This is a genomic window from Rhizobium sp. PL01, from assembly GCF_033447125.1.
GTDB lineage: Bacteria > Pseudomonadota > Alphaproteobacteria > Rhizobiales > Rhizobiaceae > Pararhizobium.
The window spans coordinates 633,457-656,761 of record NZ_JAWQUM010000002.1; the positions used below are offsets into that span (position 1 = coordinate 633,457).

The window sequence follows — 23,305 nt, forward strand, 5'->3', positions numbered from 1 at the left end:
AAAACGCTGGCGGACGCGCAGATGCGTGACTGGATCTCATCGTTGGATTTCATGCTGGCGCGTTTTAATTAGAAGAGTATAAAATAACGAAGGGCGATAGGAGGAAACCGGCAATGAAACGGGGCATGTTTATGGTGGCAGCGGTACTGCTTGCCTCATGCACAGCAGTGGACGTGGAGCCAATTCCGGGCAGCATCACCTACAATGGCCAGCCGCGCACCAAGTTGACGAAGTCGCCAGCCGGTAGCACGTTCAGTCACACCTTCCACGACAACAGCGGCAACTATTGGAGCGAGACCTATCAAATACAGCCAGATCGCTCGCTGAAAATCATTTCAAGACGCAGAGCCGAAGACTTCAGACTGAACGACCATGGTGGATTGTGAAAATACGCGAATGGTGGCGTCGTCGTCCCACACAACAGCATAGTCTGCTTGCGAACGCTCATAGTGCCGCAGCCTTGATGTGTGCCGCTACTCTCTATCCGGAGAGGTGGATTTGTAGCTCTAGTGCGCCGAAAATCGGCACTTTACCGGGTTAGGTTGCCGCAGGCTTCGCTTTGCCACGGGGCGCATCGAAAACCAACACGATGATAAGACACAAAAAAACCCGCTAAAAGCGGGTTTCTTGTTTGGCCCGAAGGCCAAATGGTGCGGTCGAGAAGACTCGAACTTCCACGGGTTGCCCCACAGCGACCTCAACGCTGCGCGTCTACCAATTCCGCCACGACCGCATCGTGGTAGGTGCCGAACTGCTCCAGCGGGGCTGCATGTAGCAAAAGCATTTGGGGTGCACAAGGGCAGGATGACAGAAAATTGACGGCAACATCAACTATTTCAACAGGCCAGTTCTCGCACCCCTGAGAATGCTGGACTCTTGGCCTTCGGCGTACCATTTAGAAAAACAAATCAACGGGATTGCTTTGACCATGCAACGCGAAAATCTAGGGAAAACGTTCTTCGCAGCCGATGGCTGTCCGCCGGTGCGGTGGAGAATCGCGCCCTCGCCGGTCGAATATGCCGACGCAATCGAAACAATGGAGCGTGAGGCAGCGGCAATTGCTGCGGGCGAAGCGGACGAACTCGTCTGGCTCGTCGAACATCCGCCCCTCTATACCGCAGGAACCAGCGCCAATGCCGACGATCTCGTCATGCCCGGCCGATTCCCAGTGTTTCAAACCGGCCGTGGTGGCGAATACACCTATCATGGCCCGGGCCAGCGCGTCGTGTACGTCATACTCGATCTCAAGCGGCGTAAGCAGGATGTTCGCGCCTTTGTCGCGGCGCTGGAGAGCCTTGTCATCGAAACGCTCGCCAGCATGAATGTCAGGGGTGAACGGCGCGAGGACCGCGTCGGCGTCTGGGTCCGGCGTCCGGAACGGCCGAGCCTGCCAGACGGCTCAATAGCGGAGGACAAGATTGCGGCGATCGGCATCCGCCTGCGCCGATGGGTGAGCTTTCACGGCATGTCGCTGAATGTCGATCCCGACCTCGAACATTTCGACGGCATCGTGCCGTGCGGTATTCGCGGCTATGGCGTCACCAGCCTGGTCGATCTCGGCCTGCCGGTGATGATGACCGATGTCGACATCAAGCTTCGGCAAGCATTCGGAGATATTTTCGGCCCCGCCGTCAATGACGCCGACTGTCCGCCGCTGGATCAGGAAAACAACCGGTCGGTCGCATAGACGATGGCATAACCATGCAGTGCCACAGCGGAGTATAGGCCCAGGCCACTGAGTATTCGCTGGCCGCCCGTCATCTCGTCGAGGCGGTGGCGCGGCTTGACGCCGCTGGTGCCCATCATGCTCAAAAGGGCAAACACGGCGAGCCCTGCCAGCAATGCCGGTGTTGGCATACCGATCCGCCAGCCGACACCGGCGATGATCAAGGTGATGAGAAAACTTCCCACCATCCGGCTGACATGTGAATGAAAAACCTGGCGCAAGACCTGGCCGCCATCGAACCTGTTCATTGGCAGAAGATTGAGCAGGTTGAAGGCACCGAGGATCAGCAGGAAAATCAGAACCGCCGTTCCCGACCCGAACACCTCATTACCCGCTGCCTCGTACAGAATGATGGCCAGGGGAATGAGGAAGGCCGACATGCCGGCGCCCATGAGGGCGCAGGTGGCAACCTCGAAAAGAGAATTGTAGGGCCTTCCGCCGATGGCGACACCGCCCAGCAGCGGCACGAAGATCATCCGCACCCTCTTGTGTCCGAAGGCACGGTAAGCGGCCATGTGGCCCAGTTCGTGCAGGACGATGACCAGCGTTAAAAGTGCCGACAGTAACAGGCCGCCACGGGTGAGACCGAAGAACGGCCACAGAAGCAGTGTCGATAGAAGCGCCAACCCACATTGGACAAGCGGATGCTCGAATACGACGCGCGCCGGCTTGCTCTGTCCGGTCTCGAGCCATTGCTGCAGCGCTTTTACCTCGCGCCGCAGGGCAAAGAAGCGAAAGATCAGAAATGCCAGGCCACGATAGCGGTCCGTCTGCTCGATCGTCAGGTGAACCATGTCGCCGTCTTCGACCAGCCGCCGGCGTTCGCGAAAATCTTTCCAGAATATGGCATCGAGTGCGCTGTCATCGAGCACGCGGGCATCATACTCAGTGTCCGGCACCGTTTCGGTGATCTCCAGCAACCGGACGATTGGCTGGCCGTGCCGATCGAGATGAGTATAGGTCTGCTGCACCCGGTTGGGGGTGTCCGGTATAATCCGGCTGGTCAGAACCGAATGATGCCAGTCGGCCGACGTTCCAAGGGGAAAAACGGCATTCCAGACCTTTTCCCGGCTTGCACGAAACGATCCACGCACACGCACAGTGCGCAATCCGAGAGGAACGGCCAGCAGAAGCCAGAGCAGCCCGACATTGATGACAAGCAGCGCGATCGCCGGTGCATGCGTCGCCATATGCGCTCTCCAATTGATCGTCAGCCGAACGCTAGCTGCAGAGCGTGAACAAATCGTGCGGGAAGCCGGCATCTGCCGGCTTCCCTGCTGTTAAAGCGCTATGCTGCTTCAATCCGCTCGCCCGAAAGCCCGGTCAGAATACCAACCTGCTCAAGCATCCTGCGTTCCCGTAAGGTCAACTGGCTACCGCGAGAGCGGGCAATGGCGCTCATGACCCGGGCAATCAGAAGGATATCGGCTTTCTGCAGCCCATTTTGCCGGCTGCCGCGCAGCCCGGCCCAGGCACTGGCACTGGCACTGGCATCCTCGGTCATCGCCATACGGATCTGTTCCAGCGCAAAGATGGACAGGCTGTCTGGAATTTTCGTGGAGATGTCGATGATGTGAAACAACAGATCGAGCTCGATCCGCGAATTCACCACGCCGCGTGTGGAGATCATCGCAATCAGCCAATCGGCATTCCATTCATCCATGGCGCCTTGCGGGTAGCTGGTTCGGACGATGAATTCCGTCATCGCGTCGATGAAATAGCGATGCCATTCCGGGCACTTTTCGCTGCACGAGCCGTTGATCGCCAGGAGGATTACCGCGTCTTGCGAAGCGGTAATCCCTGGAACGAAAACATGTTCACGCAGAATGGCGATATCGTCGACCGTCAAGCGCGTCTTTCCGGCGATGACACATGCCGGATAAGAAAGACGAAGTTCACCCATCGTTTCTCTCCCGTTTCATCATGAAACTGGATTGAATCTAAGACACGGGCGGTTGCGAATTCGGAAAGAATGAGCGTTAGCAAAGGCTTGAAAGATTCAATCAATTTTTACCATTAACCCGGCTCTCCGCTCCCGCCAGATCATGAACAATCCGGAGCTGACAATAATGGCGATACCCAGCCATTTCGACAGCGTCGGGAATTCGCCGAAAATCAGGAAGCCCAGCGCGGTGCCGGTAATGATCTCCAGATAATGGAACGGCGCCAGAAGCGACACGGGGGCTGCCTGAAATGCCTTGACCACCAGAAGATGGCCGTAGCCGGAGATGGTACCGAGCGCGATAACCAGCACCCAGCCCAGGGTGGAGTGCGGCAGTGACGGTATGAAATCCACCGACCCGGCGCTGTAGCCGACCGCGATGGCGGCTATCATGAACAGCGAGCCGCCAATGCCAGCGATCGTCTGCATCGTCAAAGGCGTGTCCGCATTGCCGACAACCCTGTTCAACAGCAAATAGCAGGCAAACAGGAAGGCGCAGAAAACCGGCAGCAAGGATTTCAACCCGAAGATCTCGAAACTCGGCTGGATGACGATCATCGCTCCACCGAAACCGATGAAGATCGCAAACCAACGCCGCCAGCCGACTTTTTCACGCAAGATCAGAGCCGACAGGCATGTGAGGATAAACGGCTCGACGAAATAGATGGCGAAGACATCGGCAAGCGGCATGTATTTGACCGAGACGAAGAACAGCAAGGCCGCCGCAGCCAGCAGCACGCCGCGCAAAAGATTGAACCAGAGACGCTTCGGTTTCAACGCCCGAAGACCGCCGGTTGAAAGCAGCATCGGCAGGATGGAGACCAGCTGGAAGAAAAACCGGTAGAATGTCACCTGCGCCGGCGACATGCCTTGGTAGACCGCCATGTACTTGGCGATCGCATCCATGCAAGGCAGGATGAGCATGGCGAACACCATGATCGCCAGCCCCTGCATGACGGTATGGGCCGGGCTATCGGAAGGGCGATGGGAAGCGGTCAATGTGGAGGTCCCATTCTCGGCATCGTCGAACATCGGCAACGACCGGAAGACGTTTTTGGCTGCATTTTTGACGTGGAAGGGTGTCCAATCTCGCCGGATGACCTATAAATTGCAACGATAAAGTCATCGACCGCGATCACGCGGCCGCCCCGGAACTCGACCCATCCAAGCCAGCAAGGCACAAAGGAGAGACCGATGCGTCTATCGACCGATACCGCTTTAGCCATGATTCGCCAGCCAAGCGACAATGATACGCTGGGAGGCCGTATCTGGCGTGCCCGCGATGCGATGAATCTTTCGACAAAGGATCTGGCCAACCAGCTCGGGGTGCGCACCGATACGATTTCTGCCTGGGAGCGCGACCGCTCCGAGCCACGCACCAACCGGCTCTTCATGCTTGCCGGTGTGCTCGGCGTAGCACCGGCCTGGCTTATCGCCGGGATCGGCGAAGCACCAAAGGATGACCTCACAAGCACGGCATCCGGTCCATTGCGCGACCAGCTGATACAGGTGAAGAAACTGCACGAGCAGACAGGAAAGGCGATCTCCGCCCTTGAGATGGAGATCAACCGCGTCCTACAGGACATGTAATATTTACGACCGATTCTGGGCCGATTCCGGCTTGAGCGCCATCGTCCACTCTGCGATTGTGGCGCGAAATCATTTCAGGGAGACGAACTATGGACGTACGCGCCGCTGTTGCCGTGCAGGCTGGCAAGCCACTCGAAGTCATGACCGTTCAGCTGGACGGGCCGCGCGCCGGCGAAGTGCTGGTCGAGGTCAAGGCGACCGGCATCTGCCACACCGACGAGTTCACCCTGTCGGGCGCCGATCCGGAAGGCCTGTTCCCGGCCATCCTCGGCCATGAAGGCGCCGGTATCGTCGTCGATGTCGGCCCAGGCGTCACCTCGCTGAAGAAGGGCGATCACGTCATTCCGCTCTACACGCCGGAATGCCGCGAATGTTATTCCTGCCTCAGCCGCAAGACCAATCTGTGCACCTCGATCCGATCAACACAGGGTCAGGGCCTGATGCCGGATGGCACGTCGCGCTTCTCGATCGGCAAGGACAAGATCTTCCACTATATGGGCTGCTCGACCTTTGCCAATTTCACGGTCCTGCCCGAGATCGCGCTGGCGAAGGTCAACCCGGACGCACCGTTCGACAAGATCTGCTACATCGGCTGCGGCGTGACGACCGGCATCGGCGCCGTCATCAACACGGCCAAGGTCGAAATTGGCTCGACCGCCATCGTCTTCGGTCTCGGCGGTATTGGTCTGAACGTGCTGCAGGGCCTGCGCCTTGCCGGCGCTGACATGATTATCGGCGTCGATATCAACAACGACCGCAAGGCCTGGGGCGAAAAGTTCGGCATGACCCATTTCGTCAACCCGAAGGAAGTCGGCGACGACATCGTGCCCTATCTGGTCAACCTGACCAAACGCAACGGCGACACGATCGGCGGCGCCGATTATACGTTCGACTGCACCGGCAACACCAAGGTGATGCGCCAGGCGCTCGAATCGTCGCATCGCGGCTGGGGCAAGTCGGTGATCATCGGCGTTGCCGGTGCTGGCCAGGAAATCTCCACCCGTCCGTTCCAGCTGGTCACCGGCCGCAACTGGATGGGCACCGCCTTTGGCGGCGCGCGCGGCCGTACCGACGTGCCGAAGATCGTCGAATGGTACATGGAGGGCAAGATCCAGATCGATCCGATGATCACCCACACCATGCCGCTCGAAGACATCAACAAGGGCTTTGACCTCATGCACCGGGGCGAAAGCATCCGCAGCGTGGTGATCTACTAGCAGAAGCCGGCCGATACGGCCCTGGTTTTCTGATCATCGAAAAACCGTCTCCAGGGCGCCGCGTCTGTTCAAGGCGCGGCGCTTATTTGTCAGGGGATCTTTGCCCGCTTGATATGGTTCTGGATTTCGAACAGCCGGACAGCTATGCGTTCAAAAGACAACGACCGAAAATGGTCCAGGGAAGAAAAGCATGCGGGGCGGAATGATCAGGCTTAGTTTTGGCATTGCCAGCCTTCTTTTGGCTGCCGCCCTTTCCGCCCCGGCCCTCGCCGATCCGGTCGGCACCTATGACGTCATCGGCACCAATCCCGACGACGGTGGCGAATATCAGGGAACCGTCGTCGTCAGCCGCACGGGCGAAACCTATTCGGTGGCGTGGACGATTGCCGGAACGGAATCAAACGGCGTCGGCATCGGCGGCAGGCGTGGCAGCAAAGAAACGACGGGGATTGCCTCAGCGAATGACGATATGATCACCGTCGGCTACGGCAACGAAAGCGGCTTTGGAATTTCGCAATATGATCGGCAGCCGGATGGTTCCTGGAAAGGACATTGGGCCTACGCCGATGGCGAGAAGATTTCGACGGAAACGTGGATCCGCAGCGGCGCGGCGCGATCGCTCGAGCGGCCAAAAGCCACGACCGGCGAAGCGATAAAGCCGATGAGCAATTCTCCGGCGCGGCCATGACAACAGGGAAGCGATACTAGCAGCCATGTCAGACCCAACCCTGCCAAAAAGCACCATCTATGTCGATGCCGATGCCTGCCCGGTCAAACCGGAAATCTTGAAGGTCGCAGAGCGCCACGGCCTGCCGGTCATACTGGTCGCCAATTCCGGCCTCAGACCTTCGCGTGACCCGATGGTGAGCAATGTCATCGTCTCGGCGGGTTTCGACGCCGCTGACGACTGGATCGCCGAACGCGCTGGCGACGGTGACATCGTGATTACCGCCGATGTGCCGCTGGCCGGCCGCTGCGTTGCCGCCGGTGCACAGGTCACCGGACCAACAGGACGTGTCTTCGACAAGGCCAATATCGGCATGGCAACCGCCATGCGGGATCTCGGTGCACATTTGCGCGAGACCGGGGAGAGCAAGGGTTACAATGCCGCCTTCTCGCCGCGCGACCGGTCGGCTTTCCTCGAAACGCTCGACCGGCTTTGCCGCCGCGTCAAACAACGCTAGAACGGCTGGGAGGCCCTATGAGCAAGATGGACAGCAAGATCGCCCGTCGCCGCCATGCACCGTTCTACACGGGCGGCATTTGCGCGCTGATCACGCTGGCCATCTCCGCCTTTGCCGCACCGAAGCTCGCCATCAATTGGGCGGCGGTGGTCTTCTTCCTCGTCTACCTGGTGATGATCGGCCAACGTTTGCCCAAGCTCACCGCGGCCTACCTCAAGCACAACGCGGCCGGTACCGACGAGCCGGCGATCATCATCTTTGCCGTCACGGTGGCGACCGCCGCGATTTCAATCGTATCGCTGTTCCTGGCGTTGAACGCAGGCCGCAGCGAAACGGTGGTTGAACTTGTTCTCGCCTTCGGTTCCGTCACGCTCGGCTGGCTGACCATCCACACGATGGCGGCTATGCACTATGCCCACCAATATTGGCGACTGGAGACGGGCGGAGGCGACGACAAAAACCACGGTCTCGAGTTCCCCGGCACCAAGGACCCCAGCGGCTACGATTTCCTCTACTTCGCGTTTGTGATCGGCATGACCGCCCAGACTTCGGATGTCGCCGTGACCACGACCGAGATGCGCAAGATCAACCTTCTGCACGCGGTCGTCTCCTTTTTCTTCAACACCGTGCTGGTGGCGGCTGCGGTCAACGCAGCCGTTTCGCTGGCATAGGATCGCGTTCAGCCTCGAAGGAGCACAGTTTGAAAGTCCTTTCCCAAAACACCGCATTCGGCGGCATGCAGGGCGTTTTTTCGCACGATTCACAGGCTTGCGGCGTCGAGATGACCTTTGCAGTCTATATTCCGCCACAGGCGATCACCGCTCCCTGCCCGGTCGTCTGGTATCTCTCCGGCCTCACCTGCTCGCATGCCAACGTCATGGAAAAAGGCGAATATCGCCGGATGGCAGCCGAGCTTGGGCTGATCATCGTCTGCCCCGACACCAGCCCGCGCGGCAGCGACGTTCCGGACGAGCTGACAAACTGGCAGATGGGCAAGGGTGCCGGGTTCTATCTCGACGCCACGGAGGAGCCGTGGGCCGAGAACTACCAGATGTATACTTACATCACTGAAGAACTGCCGGCTTTCATCGCCCAGCACTTTCGTGCCGACATGGCACGGCAGGGCATTTTTGGACATTCCATGGGCGGCCACGGCGCCATGACCATCGCGCTGAAGAACCCCGACCGGTTCAAGAGCTGCTCGGCCTTCGCGCCGATCGTAGAACCTTCGACTGCTGACTGGTCCATTGGCGCCTTCGAGAAATATCTCGGTGACGACAAGGCTAGCTGGCGGCAATACGACGCCTGTGCACTGGTGAAAGACGGGGCGCGCTTCCCGGAATTCCTGATCGATCAGGGCAAGGCCGACAATTTTCTGGAAACAGGCCTGCGTCCATGGCTGTTCGAGGACGCCATCAAGGGCACCGGCATCGGTCTGACACTGCGCATGCACGAGCGCTATGATCACTCCTACTATTTCATCTCGTCTTTCATGGACGAGCATCTGAAATGGCACGCCGAGCGGCTGGCTTAAGCTTTATCCGTCCGGATTGAAGAACCGCGTCTCTCTACGGCGCGGTTCGTTTCACGATGCGGATTGGAAGCTCGGACGGGCGAGACTTTCAACGATACGTATGCTCGATTCGCACTGGCCATGATGGCCTTCCATATCGACGACCACATGCCAGTGACCGGATTGCGGGATGGTCAGGCGGATCGGTGATTTGCGCGCCACACCGCCGACGAACTGGTGCTTCAGCGTTTCCGTATAGAGCTGGAAATTGTTGCCGGTCATCAGCCGGACATTGGCAACCGCCGACAGGGTGATCTCGATGGTCACGCCGGCGCGCTGCTGCTTGAGGTCGTAATGGGTGAAGCTGAATTTCACTTTTGTCATGGTACGTCCGCTTGAAAACAGCTTGGTGGGAGACTGGCATATAAGCATTTTCGCGTTAAAAATTGGTTTTCCGCTTGTCCGCCAATTAGCAGCAGGGCGGTTTCAGATGCACCAAAACGGACGGCCATCTTTTCTGCCCCGCCGGTTTCGGCTATGGCATTTCCCATGATACATATCCTTCTCGTTGCCGCCGGTGGCGCTCTCGGTTCGGTCCTGCGCTATCTCGTCGGGCTCTGGACGCTGCGCAGTTTCGGCCCGTCGTTTCCGTGGGGAACGCTGACGGTCAACATCACCGGATCCTTCCTGATCGGCGTCTTTGCAGAGATGATCGCGCGCAAATTCGGGGCATCGGCCGAGATGCGATTGTTCCTGATCACCGGAATTCTTGGTGGATACACCACCTTCTCAGCCTTCTCTCTGGACGCCATCACGCTGTTTGAACGCGGCGAACCGGTCACGGCGTTGATTTATGTGGCTTCCAGCGTGCTTCTTTCGGCAGTAGCGGTGTTTGCCGGGCTGGTCCTTATGCGCACAATAGTCTAAAGGGACCTCTCAGAGCGCCGTGCGTCCGATTGGACCGGCCTGCTCTGTCATAAATCAGTTTGCGCACGGATTTCCGGTCGGCACCAATGTCGGGGCGCTATGGCACTTGGATGCAGGTAGAAACACATGGCGGGTATTGAACACAAGCAAGTCGAATCCGACGAGGCGGGCATGCGCCTTGATCGCTGGTTCAAGATACATTATCCGGGCCTCGGCTTCGGTCCGCTGCAGAAGCTGCTGCGCTCCGGCCAGGTCCGCGTCGATGGCGGCCGCGTCAAGTCGGATATGCGCGTCCAGCCCGGTCAGGTCGTGCGCATCCCGCCGATGGAAGTCGATCCGAAGACACGGACAGGCCCGATTGCCGGCCGTGACCTGCGGCACGCCTCCGATCATGAGCTTCTATCGCGCATGCTCCTGCATGAAGACGCCAAGGTGATCGTTCTCAACAAACCGCCGGGCATCGCAGTTCAGGGTGGTTCGGGCATCAACCGTCATATCGATGACATGCTGGAAGCCTGGACCAGCCCAAAGGGCGAGAAACCGCGCCTCGTGCATCGCCTCGACCGCGATACATCCGGCGTTCTGGTGATCGCCCGCACCCGTGGCGCCGCCCAGAAGCTGACGGCAGCGTTTCGCGAACGCGATACCAAGAAAACCTACTGGGCGATGGTCAAGGGTGTTCCGCGCAAGAAGGAAGACAAGATTTCGACCTGGCTGGTCAAGGAACAGACGCCGGACGGCGACCGCATGCGGATTGCCAAACATGGCGAGGACGGCGCCGACCACGCCGTTTCCTACTACCGGATTATCGAGACCGCCGGCCAGAACCTCACATGGCTGGAAATGGAACCCTATACCGGCCGTACCCACCAGTTGCGCGTCCATGCCGCCCATATCGGCCACCCGATCATCGGCGATCCGAAGTATTTTGGCGCTGAATTCAATTGGGCATTCCCCGGCGGCGTCCAGAACAAGCTCCATCTCCACGCCCGGCGCATTGACGTGCCCCATCCGGACGGCGGACGCCTGATCGTCACCGCGCCAATGCCGGCACACATGGTCCAGAGCTGGAATCTGATCGGTTTCGACATGGCCAGCGCCGAGGAAGCCGACGATTGATGAAACTCGCTCTATTCGATTGTGACGGCACCCTGGTCGACAGCGCCGGGCTCATCCACGAAGTCATGGCGCGTACGTTCGAGGATTTTGGCCTCGAACGAATCTCGCTGGATGCCACGAAAAGCATTATCGGCCTGACCCTCGATATCGCCATAGCCCGGCTGATGCACCAGCCGCATGTGGACGATCGTGCCCTGGCGATGACGGCGCATTACAAGAAGCTTTATGGCAGCGTGCGCACCGAGATGAATTTTCGCGAGCCGCTGTTTGACGGTATTGCTCCGCTCATCGCGACGCTGATGGCCCGTGATGGACTGCTTCTGGGTGCCGTAACGGGAAAATCCCGCCGAGGACTTGATCAGATCTGTACAAGCCACGGTTATGAAAAGACATTCTTCGTTTCCCGGACGGCGGATGACTGCCCTTCCAAGCCGCATCCAGCGATGGTGACGGAGTGCTGTGCCGAGGCTGGCATCGACGCCAGGGATACCGTCGTCATTGGTGACGCGATCTACGACATGCAGATGGCCAAGAGCGCCGGTGCATCCGCCATCGGTGTCGCATGGGGTTATGCGTCCGTTCCCGAGCTCATCGAAGCTGGGGCAGATTTCATTGCCCGCACCCCGCATGATATTCTGGACTGGATGGAGACACATCATGCCTGATATTCGCGACGATCTGTCTGACGCGCTAAGCGATCCGGATCCCGTACGCCGCGCGCAGATACAGATGCACAAGCCGCTGGCGAAGCGTTTCTATACCACGGTGAGCATCGGCCCGGCAGAAGACGGCGGCCACGCCATTCTCCTCGACGGCCGCTCTGTGCGCACCCCGGCAAAACAGTATCTGACTGTTCCGACCCAAGCCGCCGCTGATCTGCTGGTGGCCGAATGGGATGCCCAGAAGGAAGAGATCAACCCGGCGACTATGCCCGTCACCCGGCTTGCCAACACGGCGATCGATGGCGTCTCCAAGGATATCCGCGCCGTTTTTGACGACATCCTCAACTTTGCCGGAACCGATCTTCTCTGCTACCGGGCTAGTGAGCCTGAGGGCCTGGTTGTTCGCCAGTCGGAACGCTGGGATCCGGTCGTCAACTGGGCATCGGAAAAACTGAGCGCGCGCTTCGTTCTCGTCGAAGGCGTTGTGCATCAGGTCCAGCCGCGCGCCGCCATCAACGGCGTTGCCGAAGCGCTTCGTGCCTATGCGACACCACTCGGTCTTGCCTGCCTGCACACGATCACCACGCTCACCGGCTCTGCCCTGCTCGCCATAGCCTTTGCCGAAAAGCAGCTATCGGCGGAAGAGGCCTGGGCACTTGCTCATGTCGACGAGGATTGGCAGATCGAGCATTGGGGCACCGACGACGAAGCCTTCCAGCGCCGCGAAAACCGCTGGCGGGAAATGCAGGCCGCAACGGCAACGCTCGACGCCCTGCGCTGATTTCCAAGGCATCAGCAACCGATACAGCCACACTCCCGCGCAACGACCTGCACGGGAGTGTTTTCTTTTCAGCATCGAAGAATTTTCAGGCGGTCAGCTTCAGCCCGGCAATGCCGGCAATGATCAGCGCGATACAGCCGATGCGAACGGCTGTTGCCGGCTCGGCAAACAGCACGATGCCTAGGATCACCGTTCCAACCGTGCCGATACCGGTCCAAACAGCATAGGCTGTGCCCAGTGGCAAAGTGCGTACGGCGATGCCGAGCAGGACGACACTGGCCACCATCGAGGCGCCGGTCAGAACTGTGGGCAGAAGCTTGGTGAAGCCTTCGGTATATTTCAGGCCGATCGCCCAACCGATCTCAAGAATTCCTGCGAGGAAGAGGATAATCCAGGCCATAATGACTCCGTCCAAAGGAGCGAGGCCGTCCTCGCGGATGTTCGGGTCGTGGCATGTATGCCGATCCCGTGCAGCCGTCTGCATATGCACTCTATGCTACCCCGGTTTGACTGTGACAAGAGCTTGCCAGCCGTGCCAACCATTCGCAGCTCTCCCCCTGCCAGCGAAAGACAATCCGCGTTCAAATACGGTTTGCTCTTGTGCGGGTGATTTTGAACGGAGAAGATGGGCGCGAAACAGGGAGTATTCCGCAATGTTTGACCATGTGTCGATTGGCGTAAAAGATCTCGATCGTTCGCGCCGTTTCTATGACGCGATTCTGATGCCGCTCGGTTACGAGCGGTTGTCAAAAACAGACACCGTGATCGGTTATGGTTCGGACCGGATCAGCCTGTGGATTGCAAAGGTCGAGAGCCCCGTCCCCGCCGACAGAAGCTCCGGCCTGCATTTCTGCTTCATCGCACCCGATGCCGCTTCGGTCGATGCCTTCCACGCAGCCGGTGTCTCAAACGGCGGCGAAGACAACGGGTTGCCGGGATTGCGGCCGGAATACAGCCAGTTTTATTATGCCGGCTTTATCGTCGATCCCGATGGCTATCGCCTCGAGGCGTTCTTCAAACTGCCCGAGTGAACTAACTCCGGCTGGGTCGGCAGCGACCGATCCAGCCTATTCCTTTGACGAGCGGTCGCGCTTCAGGCGTTGCCAGAACTCCAGGCGTTTGAGTGTTTCACGCTCAAAGCCGCGTTCCTGTGGCTTGTAAAACCGCGTGTCCTTGCTGCGCAGCTCTTCTGGAAAGAATTCCTGTCCAGAATAGGCGTCCGGATAATCGTGGTCGTATTTGTAACCCTCGTGATAACCGAGATCCTTCATCAACTTGGTCGGGGCGTTAAGAATGCTCTTTGGCGGAGGAATCGAGCCGGTCTGGCGGGCCATCTCCAGTGCTGCATCAAAAGACCGGTAACTGGCATTCGATTTTGGCGCGGTCGCCACATAGACAATCGCCTGGGCAATAAACAAACGACCCTCCGGCCAGCCGATGCGCTCGAAAGCGGTCCAGGCGGCGATGACCTGCGGCATGGCGTTCGGATCGGCCATGCCGACATCTTCGCTGGCAGCACAGGCGAGCCGCCGAAACAGGGTCGTCGGGTCTTCACCCGCATCTACCATCCGCGCACCCCAATATAATGCTGCATCGACATCACTGCCCCGCAGGCTTTTATGGAAACAGCTCAGCAGATTGTAATGACCATCCTGCGCCTTGTCGTAGACAGGCATACGTTTCTGCAGGGCCTTCGAAAGCCGCCCGATGTCGAGATCGCCGTCCTCACCGAGCGATAGAACGTCGTCGGCCAGACCCACCAGATAGCGCCCGTCCCCATCGGCCATGTTGATCAGGGAGGATCTCGCATCATCTGTCAGCGGCAAGCGCTTTCCGACAAAATTCTCGACCCGCGCCAAGAGCAATTCGGAGGAGGCAGCATCGAACGGATTGAGCGTGAAAACCTTCAGCCGCGACAGCAATGCCGCCACCAGGCTGAAGCTCGGATTTTCCGTCGTCGCACCAATCAGAATGACCGAGCCGTTTTCGACATGTGGCAGCAGCGCATCCTGGGTGCTGCGGTTGAAGCGGTGCAGCTCATCAACGAAGAGAATCGTCTGGCGGCCAATGGTGCGGTTGCTTTTTGCGGTGTCGAAAACCTTGCGCAGATCGGCGATGCCCGACATGACGGCTGAAAGCTGGACGAACTCCATTTTCGCCGAGGTGGCGACAAGGCGCGCAATCGTGGTCTTGCCGACGCCAGGCGGCCCCCAGAGAATAAAGGATCCGACTGTACCGCCTGTCAGCATGCGGGCAATCGGTCCATTCTCGCCCAGAAGGTGATCCTGACCAATGACCTCTTCCAGCGTTTCAGGACGAAGAGCATCAGCAAGCGGCCGGTGGGTAGCCTCATCGAACAGCGTCACACGCAACTCCTCCATCCGGAACGGCCGGTTCCATGACCGGCCGGTGCAAGATGCTTACGTCCTTGGGTTCGCCTAAACCCGGCAAAACGATCACCGGAAGAACTGGCGGATGCGTTGACCGTTGCGTTCAATCTCGACGCGCCACAGCGACGGATTATCCTTGGCAATGGTCTCAAGCGTGGCGGACTTGTCGATCGGCGTACCATTGACGGCAATGATGATGTCTTTCGGCTGGAAACCGACGCGGGCTGCAGGCGATCCACGATTGATCTCTGTAATCACAACACCTTGCGACGACGCTGGCATCCGCAGTTCATCGGCAAGGCGCGGCGACAGATTGCCAACCACGGCGCCTGCGAAGGGGTTGCGCCCCTCAATCAGCCGCTCGTCGCGCGGCGATGTTTCCGGCGCTTCGGCCAGCGCAAGGTCGATATCTCGGGTCTTGCCATTTTCAATCACCGTTACCTTGGCGACATGGCCGATCCCGACCGTTGTCAGGCGGTACCCCAGCGCATCGGGATGCTCGACCGGAATACCGTTGACGGCTGTGATCACCTGCCCCGGCTTGATGCCTGCCTTTTCCGCCGGACCGCCTTCGATGACGGAACTCACCAGCGCGCCACGCGCCCGGTCGAGCCCGAGCGCATCGGCAACTTCCGAAGTCACCGGTTCAAAGCTTGCGCCAATGAACGGCCGGGTAAAGCTGCCATTGCCACCTTCGGCCGACGCCACGAAGACCTTGACGAGATTGGCGGGAATGGCAAAGCCAACGCCGTTGGAGCCGCCACCGCGCGAAAAGATTGCGGTATTGATGCCGATCAACTCACCATTCATATCAATCAGGCCACCACCGGAATTGCCTGGGTTGATTGCCGCATCGGTCTGGATGAAGAAGCCAAAATCGCCGGAAATTACCTGATTGCGCGCCAGTGCCGAAACGATGCCGCTGGTGACGGTCTGGCCGACGCCGAAGGGATTGCCGATCGCCAACACCAGATCACCGACTTCGACGGCATCGGAATCACCAAGCGGGACAGTGTCAAAGGGGCCGTCGGATTTGATTTTCAGAACGGCGAGATCAAGCCGTTCGTCCTTCAGCATGACCGAGGTTTCGAACTCGCGGCCATCGGCGAGCGCAATCTTGATATTATCGGCATCGGTGATGACATGATAATTGGTGACCACGATGCCGTTCTTGCCGACGATGACGCCGGAGCCGAGAGAGGACTGCTTTTCCGACCGGTTCGGCATGCGCTGACCGAAGAACTGCTCGAAGAACGGATCGTCGGCAAACGGCGACCGGCTCTGAACGGTCTTTTCGGCGTAGACGTTGACGACAGCATTGGCCGTCTGTTTGACCAGCGGCGAAAACGACAGCTGCATCTCGATGCGGGATTGCGGAACGGCCTTTGCATCCTGGGCGCTTACCGGGCCAGAGACAACGACGGAAAGGAAAATGGCAGCAAGCGCCCGACAGCCAAAGATCATGAAACGTTCTCCAATGTTATCCTACGATCAGATAGGATCTCGCCGGAAAAAAGGCAAATGGCACATGCTGTTGTGCTGGTCGAATTCGGTAGCGCTCACATCCCGTACACGAAAACGTGGCTTTCCCGGATTTTTTCGATGGTGGAAAGTCCGGCAACTTTACTTGAACATCATCGCCTAAACGTCAGGATCGCCCATGCCAGCCTACCGCCAACCCTTTATCGCATCGTCGGAGATCACACCGGAGCAGTGTTTCGTCAAACGCAGGTCCTTCCTGAGCATGGCGGCCGGTGGCCTGATCGCTGCCGGAAGCGGCCTTGCTGCCACTGCCGCTCCCCTGACAGCGCAACAAAGCACCTACAAGGTCGATGAGGAGCTGACGCCCGAAAAAGACGTGACCGGCTACAACAACTATTATGAATTCGGCACAGGCAAGGGCGATCCGGCGGCAAACTCGGCGTCGTTCAAGCCATCCCCGTGGACGATCAAGGTGGACGGTCTTGTCGGCAAGCCGAAGGAATTTGGCCTTGAGGAGCTTCTGGCCTTCCCTATGGAAGAGCGCGTCTACCGCATGCGCTGCGTCGAAGCGTGGTCGATGGTCATTCCATGGGTCGGCTTTCCGCTCAAGGCACTGCTCGACAAGGTCGAGCCGCTCGGCAGCGCCAAGTATGTGGCGTTCGAAACAATCGTCCGGCCGGAAGAAATGCCGGGACAATCCGGTTTCTTCCAGCCACTACCATGGCCCTACCGCGAAGGCTTGCGCCTTGATGAAGCCAACCACCCGTTGGCCATCCTTGCGCTCGGCGTTTACGGCAACACCCTGCCGAACCAGAACGGCGCACCTGTGCGCCTCGTCGTTCCGTGGAAATACGGGTTCAAGGGGATCAAATCGATCGTCCGCATTTCACTGACGGAGACACCACCACCGTCGACGTGGAATCTCTCGGCGCCAAGCGAATACGGCTTTTACGCCAATGTGAATCCCGCCGTCGATCATCCCCGCTGGAGTCAGGCATCGGAGAATCGCATCGGCGGTGGCGGCTTCTTCGGCTCCAACCGCCGGCCGACACTGCCGTTCAACGGCTATGCCGACGAGGTCGCAGGGCTTTATAGCGGCATGGACCTCAAGGCGAACTTCTGACGATGGCGCCCCTCCCTTCCCTGCCCAAGCGGTTGCATGGCCCCTCTGTCTGGGCGCTTTATATCATCGGGTTGGTCCCGGCAGCCTACGCCTTCTATCTCGGTGCGACCGGGCAATTGCCCGGCAATCCTGTCAAGGAATTCGAACACCTGCTCGGCATCTGGGCGCTAAGGTTTCTGATCGCTACGCTGGCAATCACGCCGCTACGCGATCTATTTGGGATCAACTGGCTTCGCTACCGGCGTGCTCTCGGCTTGCTCGCCTTCTATTATGTACTGCTGCATTTCCTCACCTATATGGTGCTCGACCAGTCCCTGAACATCACGGCTATCGTCGCCGATATCATCAAGAGGCCGTTCATCACCATCGGCATGGCAGCGCTTGTCGTGCTGGTGCCGCTGGCACTGACATCGAATGCCTGGTCTATCCGCCGGCTCGGGCAACGCTGGAACACGTTGCATCGCCTCGCCTATGTCATCACTGCCGCCGGCGCGCTGCATTTTGCCATGTCCGTCAAAGTCGTCGGCCCGGAGCAGGCAATTTATCTCGCGCTCGTCGCCCTGCTGCTTGGCTGGCGTGCGGTGCGCAAGCCCTATCTGCGCCGCAAACGCCAATCCGTTCAGTCGGCTGCGGCCAGGCGAACGGTCAGCGACGCGCCATAGAGGCAACTCCCGGGCACAGGGCAGAACGCAAAAAAGCGGCCGGGTGAAAACCACCCGGCCGCTTTTATTATCTTAGACAAGATCCAGTCGGATCAGGCTGCGTCTGCAGCTTCTGCTTCGGCAGCAACGCGAGCGATGTCCTTGGCGCCCTTGGCCGAGGTGTCGCGGTCAACGAATTCAATAACAGCCAGAGCCGCATTGTCGCCGTGACGGTAGCCAGCCTTCATGATGCGCAGGTAGCCGCCGTTGCGGGTTGCGTAACGTGTTGCGATGGCGTCGAACAGCTTGCCGACGACAGCAACGTCGCGGATCTGGGAGATGGCCTGACGACGAGCATGAAGGTCACCCTTCTTGCCGAGCGTGACGAGCTTCTCGACGATCGGACGGATTTCCTTTGCCTTCGGCAGGGTCGTGACGATCTGCTCATGTTCAATGAGCGAAGCAGCCATATTGGCAAACATTGCCTTACGGTGGCTTGCAGTTCTATTCAGCTTGCGGCCGGCTACACCATGGCGCATTGCTATTCTCCTTTAATTGCAGGTTCCCTCTTGCGTATGGGCCTGCCGTTTCCTGGCACATGCAGACTTTTGCCTGCTGTTTGACGGGGAAAGGCAGTCAAAACCTGCCTTTTTTATTGTTAATACTGGTCTTCGTAACGCTTGGCGAGATCTTCGATGTTCTCGGGCGGCCATGCGGGCACTTCCATGCCGAGATGCAGGCCCATGGAAGCGAGAACTTCCTTGATTTCGTTCAGCGACTTGCGGCCAAAGTTCGGAGTACGAAGCATTTCGGCTTCGGTCTTCTGAATGAGGTCGCCGATATAAACGATGTTGTCGTTCTTCAGGCAGTTGGCCGAACGGACGGAAAGTTCCAGTTCGTCGACCTTCTTGAGCAGTGCCGGGTTGAACGCCAATTCGGTAACGGCTTCTTCTTCGGCTTCCTTCTGCGGTTCGTCGAAGTTGACGAAAACGCCGAGCTGGTCCTGAAGGATGCGGGCCGCGAAAGCGACTGCATCTTCACCGGTAACCGAACCATCGGTCTCGATCTGCATCGACAGCTTGTCGTAGTCGAGAACCTGGCCTTCACGGGTGTTTTCCACCTTGTAGGACACTTTCTTGACCGGCGAATACAGGCTGTCGACCGGGATAAGGCCGATCGGTGCATCTTCCGAACGATTGCGGTCCGCAGGCACGTAGCCCTTGCCGTTGTTGACGGTGAACTCCATGCGGATTTCAGCGCCCTCGTCGAGGGTGCAGATCACATGGTTCGGGTTGAGGATTTCGATATCGCCAACCGTCTGGATGTCACCGGCGGTAACAACGCCCGGACCCTGCTTGCGCACAACCATGCGCTTTGCGTCGTCGCCATCCATCTTGATGGCGATTTCCTTGATATTGAGCACGATGTCCGTCACGTCTTCCCGGACGCCCGGGATCGAGGAGAACTCGTGCAGAACGCCGTCGATCTGCACTGCAGTAACAGCAGCACCACGAAGCGACGACAGAAGAACGCGGCGAAGCGCGTTGCCGAGGGTCAGGCCAAAGCCACGCTCCAACGGCTCGGCAACAAGGCTAACCTTGGTGCGGCCGGTCGAGGAGAACTCAACCTTGTTCGGCTTGATCAGTTCCTGCCAGTTTTTCTGAATCATATGTTTTGCCTTCCGTTCGTTGCCACCATCCAATCGTGACAACCGAGCCTTGAAGCGCCGGGAGAGGTAACCCCCTCACCGGCAGGATGAATGCGTAAACTTAAACGCGGCGCTTCTTGCGCGGACGGCAACCATTGTGCGGGATCGGCGTGACGTCACGGATCGAGGTGATCATGAAGCCAGCAGCCTGAAGCGCACGCAGAGCCGATTCACGGCCGGAACCCGGGCCGCAAACTTCGACTTCGAGCGTCTTCATGCCGTGTTCCTGGGCCTTCTTGGCCGCATCTTCAGCAGCCATCTGGGCTGCGAACGGGGTCGACTTACGCGAGCCCTTGAAGCCCTTCGAACCAGCCGAAGACCAGGCAATCGCGTTGCCCTGTGCGTCGGTGATGGTGATCATCGTGTTGTTGAACGACGAGTTGACGTGTGCAACGCCCGTAGAAATGTTTTTCCGCTCGCGACGGCGAACGCGTGTGGCTTCCTTGGCCATGGTATACCTTTCGTTGATCTCTGCACCGCCGTAGTACCAGCGGCTCCACCGGGCGGAGGATAACCCCTGCCCTGAATTTTCAAGTCATGCGCGAACGGAAAACCCGTTCTGCGCGGCGATATCGTCACTGCCGTAGTTCCAGCAGCTCCACCGGAGGGACGCGAGGCGCGCCCATCCGAAACCACAAAAGAGGCCGGCGCCAAGCGCCAGCCTCTGCATTTCCCATTTCTGGGAAATTACTTCTTCTTGCCTGCAATCGCCTTTGCCGGGCCCTTACGGGTGCGGGCATTGGTGTGCGTGCGCTGACCGCGAACAGGCAGCGAACGACGGTGACGCAGACCGCGGTAGCAGCCCAGGTCCATCAGACGCTTGATGTTCATCGAGGTTTCGCGACGCAGGTCGCCTTCAACCTGATAATCGCGGTCGATAGCTTCGCGGATCTGAAGAACTTCAGCATCCGTCAATTGGTGCACACGACGTTCAGCCGGAATACCGACCTTCTCGACGATTTCCTGTGCGAACTTCGCTCCGATCCCGTGAATGTAACGAAGCGCGATTACTACGCGCTTGCTCGTCGGGATGTTGACGCCAGCGATACGTGCCACGCCTGTTCTCCTTGCTTCCAGTTGCCATCCGGCAATAGGTGCTTCGTTATGCAGCCCTTGAGAGGCCGACTGTGAAAGTTCTGTTCGGAACACGTCAAAAGAATCGCGCCCGGACTTCGTCTTTGAAATCCGCGCCGATCCCTAGCATGCTGCGAGTTAGCGCGGTCTTTGAAGGAATCGACCGCAAAAGTCAACTCCCCGGCAGTCCTTTTTCAAGAACTGCCTTTTAGGCGTCGGCCGAAGCCGATGCCAGAATTGCGTTGATCTGAGACGTGACGGTCTCGACCGGCGCCATTCCATCAACTGTCTTCAACTCGCCCGTCACAGCATAATGCTGCGACAACGGCGCCGTCTTCTCGCGATACTCGACAAGACGCTTCTTGAATGCTTCCGGATTATCGTCGGAGCGAACCTTACCGCCAGCGGCAATGGTTTCTGCTACGCGATTCTCAATGCGCCGTACAAGCGCATCTTCATCCACTTTCAATTCGATAACCGAATCGAGCCGCAATCCCTTGCCTGCAAGCATCTTGCCCAAGGCAACAGCCTGCGGAACGGTGCGCGGATAGCCATCGAGGATGAAACCATTCGCACAGTCAGCCGAATCGATCCGGTCGGATACGATTTCATTGACGATCTCGTCCGAAACGAGCTGGCCGGCGTCCATGACGGCCTTGGCGCGCTTGCCAACCTCGGTTTCAGCCTGAACGGCCGCCCGCAGCATATCGCCTGTGGAAAGCTGCGGAATACCGTATTTTTCCGTCAGGAGCTTGGCCTGTGTTCCCTTGCCTGCACCCGGCGGTCCTAAAAATATTAGTCTCATCGGCCCCTCTTCCCTCCACGCAGCTTTGATTTCTTGATCAGCCCCTCATACTGCTGGGCAATCAAGTGACCCTGCACCTGTGCTACAGTATCAAGGGTAACGCTGACAACAATCAAAAGCGACGTACCACCAAGGTAGAACGGCACGCCGGTCTGCGCGATCATGACTTCGGGCAGAATGCAGACGAACATCAGATAGATCGCGCCGAGCACGGTGATGCGCGTCAACACGTAGTCGATGTATTCAGCGGTGCGCTCGCCTGGGCGAATACCGAGGATGAAGCCGCCGTGCTTCTTCAGATTGTCGGCCGTATCCTTCGGATTGAAAACGATGGCCGTGTAGAAGAAGGCGAAGAACGCGATCATGCCGCCGTAGAGCACCATGTAGAGCGGCTTGCCGTGGCCGAGGGCAGCAACGATGGTCGTTGCCCAGCCTGGCAGTACAGCGCTGTTGGCAAAGCCAGCAAGCGTCGCCGGCAGAAGCAGCAGCGACGACGCGAAGATTGCAGGAATGACGCCGGCGGTGTTGAGCTTCAGCGGCAGATGCGAGGTGTCACCCTGGAACATCTTGTTGCCGACTTGCCGCTTCGGATACTGGATCAGAAGCCGGCGCTGGGCACGCTCAACGAAGACGATCAGCGCGATAACAGCAACGACCATGACGATGATGGCGAGAATCAGCGGAGTCGACAGAGCGCCGGTGCGGCCGAGTTCAAGCGTGCCGGCCAGAGCCGTCGGCAGATGCGCGACGATACCGGCGAAGATGATCAGCGAAATACCGTTGCCGATACCGCGCGAGGTGATCTGTTCGCCCAGCCACATCAGGAACATCGTGCCACCGAGCAGCGAAATGACCGTAGAGATCCGGAAGAACCAGCCCGCATCAACGACGAGGCCGTTGCCGCTCTCAAGGCCGACTGCGATGCCATAGGCCTGCAGCGTGCCGAGCAGCACCGTGCCGTAGCGGGTGTACTGGTTGATGACCTTGCGGCCCTGCTCGCCTTCCTTTTTCAACTGCTCGAGCGAGGGAACCACGGAGGTCATCAGCTGAACAATGATGGAGGCGGAAATGTAAGGCATGATGCCGAGGGCGAAAATCGCCATGCGCTCGACGGCGCCGCCGGAAAACATGTTGAAAAGGCCGAGGATACCCCCGCTCTGCCCGGCAAATGCCTGTGCAAAAGCTTCCGGGTTCAGGCCTGGCAGCGGAATATAGGTGCCAAGGCGATACACCAGAAGCGCACCAAGGGTAAACCAGAGGCGGCGTTTCAGATCTTCGGCTTTTGCGAATGTCGCAAAATTCAGGTTGGAGGCGAGCTGTTCCGCTGCAGAAGCCATGCAATTCTCCGCGTAGCCAGTTCGGAACCCGCGGGGAAACCCGGTCAGATCCGGAAAGAGCTATCTTCTTTTTATGAAAACCGG

General features: G+C 58.7%; 29 protein-coding genes and 1 tRNA gene. 15 read left to right on the forward strand and 15 right to left on the reverse strand.

The features are described from left to right. Positions 1-113: 113 nt before the first annotated feature. Entirely contained in the window at positions 114-386 is a 273-nt protein-coding gene (locus R6X40_RS07485) for a hypothetical protein (protein ID WP_318412295.1), read from the forward strand. Positions 387-648: 262 nt separating this feature from the next. Here the strand turns inward: R6X40_RS07485 and R6X40_RS07490 are convergent. Then, a tRNA-Leu gene (locus R6X40_RS07490) sits at positions 649-733 on the reverse strand. Between the two features lie 195 nt (positions 734-928). Between R6X40_RS07490 and lipB the strand changes: the two genes are divergently transcribed. Further along, the gene (gene lipB / locus R6X40_RS07495) at positions 929-1,687 is read left to right on the forward strand and encodes a lipoyl(octanoyl) transferase LipB (RefSeq protein WP_318412297.1); all 759 of its coding nucleotides are present in this window, start codon (positions 929-931) and stop codon (positions 1,685-1,687) included. Here lipB and R6X40_RS07500 read toward each other — a convergent pair. The 3 genes from R6X40_RS07500 to R6X40_RS07510 all read right to left on the reverse strand — a co-directional run bounded on the left by R6X40_RS07500 (position 1,660) and on the right by R6X40_RS07510 (position 4,622). Next, a complete protein-coding gene (locus R6X40_RS07500) occupies positions 1,660-2,916 on the reverse strand; it encodes a hypothetical protein (RefSeq protein WP_318412298.1) in 1,257 nt (418 codons plus the stop codon). The two genes, lipB and R6X40_RS07500, sit on opposite strands and share 28 nt — an antisense overlap. Before the next feature lie 98 nt (positions 2,917-3,014). Further along, positions 3,015-3,629 carry a hypothetical protein gene (locus tag R6X40_RS07505; protein ID WP_318412299.1) on the reverse strand — a complete coding sequence of 205 codons (615 nt, stop codon included), beginning with the start codon at positions 3,627-3,629 and terminating at the stop codon, positions 3,015-3,017. Positions 3,630-3,725: 96 nt separating this feature from the next. Beyond that, positions 3,726-4,622: a DMT family transporter gene (locus R6X40_RS07510; RefSeq protein WP_318412393.1), complete on the reverse strand. Its 897-nt coding sequence runs from the start codon at positions 4,620-4,622 to the stop codon at positions 3,726-3,728. A gap of 240 nt (positions 4,623-4,862) precedes the next feature. Here R6X40_RS07510 and R6X40_RS07515 point away from each other — a divergent pair, with 240 nt between their 5' ends. The 6 genes from R6X40_RS07515 to fghA all read left to right on the forward strand — a co-directional run bounded on the left by R6X40_RS07515 (position 4,863) and on the right by fghA (position 9,193). Next, the gene (locus R6X40_RS07515) at positions 4,863-5,258 is read left to right on the forward strand and encodes a helix-turn-helix domain-containing protein (protein ID WP_318412300.1); all 396 of its coding nucleotides are present in this window, start codon (positions 4,863-4,865) and stop codon (positions 5,256-5,258) included. Between the two features lie 89 nt (positions 5,259-5,347). Continuing rightward, on the forward strand, positions 5,348-6,475 hold the full coding sequence (locus tag R6X40_RS07520) for an S-(hydroxymethyl)glutathione dehydrogenase/class III alcohol dehydrogenase (protein WP_318412301.1): 1,128 nt from the start codon (positions 5,348-5,350) through the stop codon (positions 6,473-6,475). 202 nt (positions 6,476-6,677) lie between these two features. Continuing rightward, complete coding sequence (locus R6X40_RS07525) at positions 6,678-7,163, forward strand: hypothetical protein (protein ID WP_318412303.1); 486 nt, start codon at positions 6,678-6,680, stop codon at positions 7,161-7,163. A 25-nt stretch (positions 7,164-7,188) separates the two neighbouring features. Further along, a complete protein-coding gene (locus R6X40_RS07530; protein ID WP_318412304.1) occupies positions 7,189-7,659 on the forward strand; it encodes a YaiI/YqxD family protein in 471 nt (156 codons plus the stop codon). Positions 7,660-7,685: 26 nt separating this feature from the next. Continuing rightward, entirely contained in the window at positions 7,686-8,330 is a 645-nt protein-coding gene (locus R6X40_RS07535) for a DUF1345 domain-containing protein (protein ID WP_318412306.1), read from the forward strand. A 29-nt stretch (positions 8,331-8,359) separates the two neighbouring features. After that, positions 8,360-9,193 carry an S-formylglutathione hydrolase gene (gene fghA, locus R6X40_RS07540; protein ID WP_318412307.1) on the forward strand — a complete coding sequence of 278 codons (834 nt, stop codon included), beginning with the start codon at positions 8,360-8,362 and terminating at the stop codon, positions 9,191-9,193. Between the two features lie 51 nt (positions 9,194-9,244). On the opposite strand, the gene R6X40_RS07545 is transcribed toward fghA, so the two are convergent. After that, complete coding sequence (locus R6X40_RS07545) at positions 9,245-9,556, reverse strand: DUF1883 domain-containing protein (protein WP_318412308.1); 312 nt, start codon at positions 9,554-9,556, stop codon at positions 9,245-9,247. After that, entirely contained in the window at positions 9,553-9,723 is a 171-nt protein-coding gene (locus R6X40_RS07550) for a hypothetical protein (protein WP_318412309.1), read from the reverse strand. Before R6X40_RS07550 ends, R6X40_RS07545 begins: the two co-directional genes overlap by 4 nt. Here R6X40_RS07550 and crcB point away from each other — a divergent pair. The 4 genes from crcB to R6X40_RS07570 all read left to right on the forward strand — a co-directional run bounded on the left by crcB (position 9,722) and on the right by R6X40_RS07570 (position 12,661). Further along, a complete protein-coding gene (crcB, locus tag R6X40_RS07555; protein WP_318412310.1) occupies positions 9,722-10,099 on the forward strand; it encodes a fluoride efflux transporter CrcB in 378 nt (125 codons plus the stop codon). The two genes, R6X40_RS07550 and crcB, sit on opposite strands and share 2 nt — an antisense overlap. Positions 10,100-10,225: 126 nt before the next feature. Beyond that, positions 10,226-11,218, forward strand: coding sequence for an RluA family pseudouridine synthase (locus R6X40_RS07560; protein ID WP_318412311.1), 993 nt, complete (start codon positions 10,226-10,228; stop codon positions 11,216-11,218). Then, the gene (locus tag R6X40_RS07565) at positions 11,218-11,883 is read left to right on the forward strand and encodes an HAD-IA family hydrolase (protein ID WP_318412312.1); all 666 of its coding nucleotides are present in this window, start codon (positions 11,218-11,220) and stop codon (positions 11,881-11,883) included. Before R6X40_RS07560 ends, R6X40_RS07565 begins: the two co-directional genes overlap by 1 nt. Next, positions 11,876-12,661, forward strand: a complete 786-nt coding sequence (locus tag R6X40_RS07570) for an ATP12 family chaperone protein (RefSeq protein ID WP_318412314.1) — start codon at positions 11,876-11,878, stop codon at positions 12,659-12,661. Before R6X40_RS07565 ends, R6X40_RS07570 begins: the two co-directional genes overlap by 8 nt. 85 nt (positions 12,662-12,746) lie before the next feature. Here R6X40_RS07570 and sugE read toward each other — a convergent pair whose 3' ends face one another. After that, positions 12,747-13,061 carry a quaternary ammonium compound efflux SMR transporter SugE gene (gene sugE, locus R6X40_RS07575; RefSeq protein WP_318412316.1) on the reverse strand — a complete coding sequence of 105 codons (315 nt, stop codon included), beginning with the start codon at positions 13,059-13,061 and terminating at the stop codon, positions 12,747-12,749. A gap of 253 nt (positions 13,062-13,314) precedes the next feature. On the opposite strand from sugE, the gene R6X40_RS07580 reads away from it, so the two are divergent. Then, the gene (locus tag R6X40_RS07580) at positions 13,315-13,692 is read left to right on the forward strand and encodes a VOC family protein (RefSeq protein WP_318412317.1); all 378 of its coding nucleotides are present in this window, start codon (positions 13,315-13,317) and stop codon (positions 13,690-13,692) included. 36 nt (positions 13,693-13,728) lie between these two features. On the opposite strand, the gene R6X40_RS07585 is transcribed toward R6X40_RS07580, so the two are convergent. Next, positions 13,729-15,027 (reverse strand): replication-associated recombination protein A, encoded by a 1,299-nt coding sequence (locus tag R6X40_RS07585; protein WP_412178341.1) that lies wholly within the window; start codon positions 15,025-15,027, stop codon positions 13,729-13,731. Positions 15,028-15,117: 90 nt separating this feature from the next. Further along, a complete protein-coding gene (locus R6X40_RS07590) occupies positions 15,118-16,515 on the reverse strand; it encodes a DegQ family serine endoprotease (RefSeq protein WP_318412319.1) in 1,398 nt (465 codons plus the stop codon). A gap of 196 nt (positions 16,516-16,711) precedes the next feature. On the opposite strand from R6X40_RS07590, the gene msrP reads away from it, so the two are divergent. After that, entirely contained in the window at positions 16,712-17,656 is a 945-nt protein-coding gene (msrP, locus tag R6X40_RS07595) for a protein-methionine-sulfoxide reductase catalytic subunit MsrP (RefSeq protein ID WP_318412321.1), read from the forward strand. A 2-nt stretch (positions 17,657-17,658) separates the two neighbouring features. After that, positions 17,659-18,318, forward strand: coding sequence for a protein-methionine-sulfoxide reductase heme-binding subunit MsrQ (msrQ, locus tag R6X40_RS07600; RefSeq protein ID WP_318412322.1), 660 nt, complete (start codon positions 17,659-17,661; stop codon positions 18,316-18,318). 92 nt (positions 18,319-18,410) lie between these two features. On the opposite strand, the gene rplQ is transcribed toward msrQ, so the two are convergent. From rplQ to secY, 6 genes are all read right to left on the reverse strand, one after another. Next, the gene (gene rplQ / locus R6X40_RS07605) at positions 18,411-18,836 is read right to left on the reverse strand and encodes a 50S ribosomal protein L17 (RefSeq protein WP_113317595.1); all 426 of its coding nucleotides are present in this window, start codon (positions 18,834-18,836) and stop codon (positions 18,411-18,413) included. 119 nt (positions 18,837-18,955) lie between these two features. Continuing rightward, a complete protein-coding gene (locus R6X40_RS07610; protein WP_060638418.1) occupies positions 18,956-19,966 on the reverse strand; it encodes a DNA-directed RNA polymerase subunit alpha in 1,011 nt (336 codons plus the stop codon). Positions 19,967-20,066: 100 nt separating this feature from the next. Further along, on the reverse strand, positions 20,067-20,456 hold the full coding sequence (rpsK, locus tag R6X40_RS07615) for a 30S ribosomal protein S11 (protein ID WP_018328263.1): 390 nt from the start codon (positions 20,454-20,456) through the stop codon (positions 20,067-20,069). Positions 20,457-20,692: 236 nt separating this feature from the next. Beyond that, positions 20,693-21,061 carry a 30S ribosomal protein S13 gene (gene rpsM / locus R6X40_RS07620; RefSeq protein ID WP_071832785.1) on the reverse strand — a complete coding sequence of 123 codons (369 nt, stop codon included), beginning with the start codon at positions 21,059-21,061 and terminating at the stop codon, positions 20,693-20,695. Between the two features lie 226 nt (positions 21,062-21,287). Then, a complete protein-coding gene (locus R6X40_RS07625; protein WP_318412326.1) occupies positions 21,288-21,884 on the reverse strand; it encodes an adenylate kinase in 597 nt (198 codons plus the stop codon). After that, on the reverse strand, positions 21,881-23,221 hold the full coding sequence (secY, locus tag R6X40_RS07630; RefSeq protein ID WP_113317593.1) for a preprotein translocase subunit SecY: 1,341 nt from the start codon (positions 23,219-23,221) through the stop codon (positions 21,881-21,883). Before secY ends, R6X40_RS07625 begins: the two co-directional genes overlap by 4 nt. Positions 23,222-23,305 lie beyond the last annotated feature (84 nt).

What these genes read in the sequence shown, in the direction of transcription:
- lipB (WP_318412297.1), top strand. Translation starts at nt 929, where the DNA reads ATGCAACGCGAAAATCTAGGGAAAACGTTCTTCGCAGCCGATGGCTGT.
- R6X40_RS07505 (WP_318412299.1), bottom strand. Translation starts at nt 3,629, where the DNA reads ATGGGTGAACTTCGTCTTTCTTATCCGGCATGTGTCATCGCCGGAAAG.
- R6X40_RS07560 (WP_318412311.1), top strand. Translation starts at nt 10,226, where the DNA reads ATGGCGGGTATTGAACACAAGCAAGTCGAATCCGACGAGGCGGGCATG.
- R6X40_RS07545 (WP_318412308.1), bottom strand. Translation starts at nt 9,556, where the DNA reads ATGACAAAAGTGAAATTCAGCTTCACCCATTACGACCTCAAGCAGCAG.
- R6X40_RS07590 (WP_318412319.1), bottom strand. Translation starts at nt 16,515, where the DNA reads ATGATCTTTGGCTGTCGGGCGCTTGCTGCCATTTTCCTTTCCGTCGTT.
- R6X40_RS07570 (WP_318412314.1), top strand. Translation starts at nt 11,876, where the DNA reads ATGCCTGATATTCGCGACGATCTGTCTGACGCGCTAAGCGATCCGGAT.
- R6X40_RS07625 (WP_318412326.1), bottom strand. Translation starts at nt 21,884, where the DNA reads ATGAGACTAATATTTTTAGGACCGCCGGGTGCAGGCAAGGGAACACAG.
- rpsK (WP_018328263.1), bottom strand. Translation starts at nt 20,456, where the DNA reads ATGGCCAAGGAAGCCACACGCGTTCGCCGTCGCGAGCGGAAAAACATT.
- sugE (WP_318412316.1), bottom strand. Translation starts at nt 13,061, where the DNA reads ATGGCCTGGATTATCCTCTTCCTCGCAGGAATTCTTGAGATCGGTTGG.
- R6X40_RS07535 (WP_318412306.1), top strand. Translation starts at nt 7,686, where the DNA reads ATGGACAGCAAGATCGCCCGTCGCCGCCATGCACCGTTCTACACGGGC.
- crcB (WP_318412310.1), top strand. Translation starts at nt 9,722, where the DNA reads ATGATACATATCCTTCTCGTTGCCGCCGGTGGCGCTCTCGGTTCGGTC.
- R6X40_RS07530 (WP_318412304.1), top strand. Translation starts at nt 7,189, where the DNA reads ATGTCAGACCCAACCCTGCCAAAAAGCACCATCTATGTCGATGCCGAT.
- R6X40_RS07550 (WP_318412309.1), bottom strand. Translation starts at nt 9,723, where the DNA reads ATGGGAAATGCCATAGCCGAAACCGGCGGGGCAGAAAAGATGGCCGTC.
- R6X40_RS07515 (WP_318412300.1), top strand. Translation starts at nt 4,863, where the DNA reads ATGCGTCTATCGACCGATACCGCTTTAGCCATGATTCGCCAGCCAAGC.
- secY (WP_113317593.1), bottom strand. Translation starts at nt 23,221, where the DNA reads ATGGCTTCTGCAGCGGAACAGCTCGCCTCCAACCTGAATTTTGCGACA.
- R6X40_RS07525 (WP_318412303.1), top strand. Translation starts at nt 6,678, where the DNA reads ATGATCAGGCTTAGTTTTGGCATTGCCAGCCTTCTTTTGGCTGCCGCC.
- R6X40_RS07520 (WP_318412301.1), top strand. Translation starts at nt 5,348, where the DNA reads ATGGACGTACGCGCCGCTGTTGCCGTGCAGGCTGGCAAGCCACTCGAA.
- msrQ (WP_318412322.1), top strand. Translation starts at nt 17,659, where the DNA reads ATGGCGCCCCTCCCTTCCCTGCCCAAGCGGTTGCATGGCCCCTCTGTC.
- R6X40_RS07510 (WP_318412393.1), bottom strand. Translation starts at nt 4,622, where the DNA reads ATGCAGGGGCTGGCGATCATGGTGTTCGCCATGCTCATCCTGCCTTGC.
- R6X40_RS07500 (WP_318412298.1), bottom strand. Translation starts at nt 2,916, where the DNA reads ATGGCGACGCATGCACCGGCGATCGCGCTGCTTGTCATCAATGTCGGG.
- rplQ (WP_113317595.1), bottom strand. Translation starts at nt 18,836, where the DNA reads ATGCGCCATGGTGTAGCCGGCCGCAAGCTGAATAGAACTGCAAGCCAC.
- R6X40_RS07565 (WP_318412312.1), top strand. Translation starts at nt 11,218, where the DNA reads ATGAAACTCGCTCTATTCGATTGTGACGGCACCCTGGTCGACAGCGCC.
- R6X40_RS07485 (WP_318412295.1), top strand. Translation starts at nt 114, where the DNA reads ATGAAACGGGGCATGTTTATGGTGGCAGCGGTACTGCTTGCCTCATGC.
- R6X40_RS07580 (WP_318412317.1), top strand. Translation starts at nt 13,315, where the DNA reads ATGTTTGACCATGTGTCGATTGGCGTAAAAGATCTCGATCGTTCGCGC.
- R6X40_RS07610 (WP_060638418.1), bottom strand. Translation starts at nt 19,966, where the DNA reads ATGATTCAGAAAAACTGGCAGGAACTGATCAAGCCGAACAAGGTTGAG.
- msrP (WP_318412321.1), top strand. Translation starts at nt 16,712, where the DNA reads ATGCCAGCCTACCGCCAACCCTTTATCGCATCGTCGGAGATCACACCG.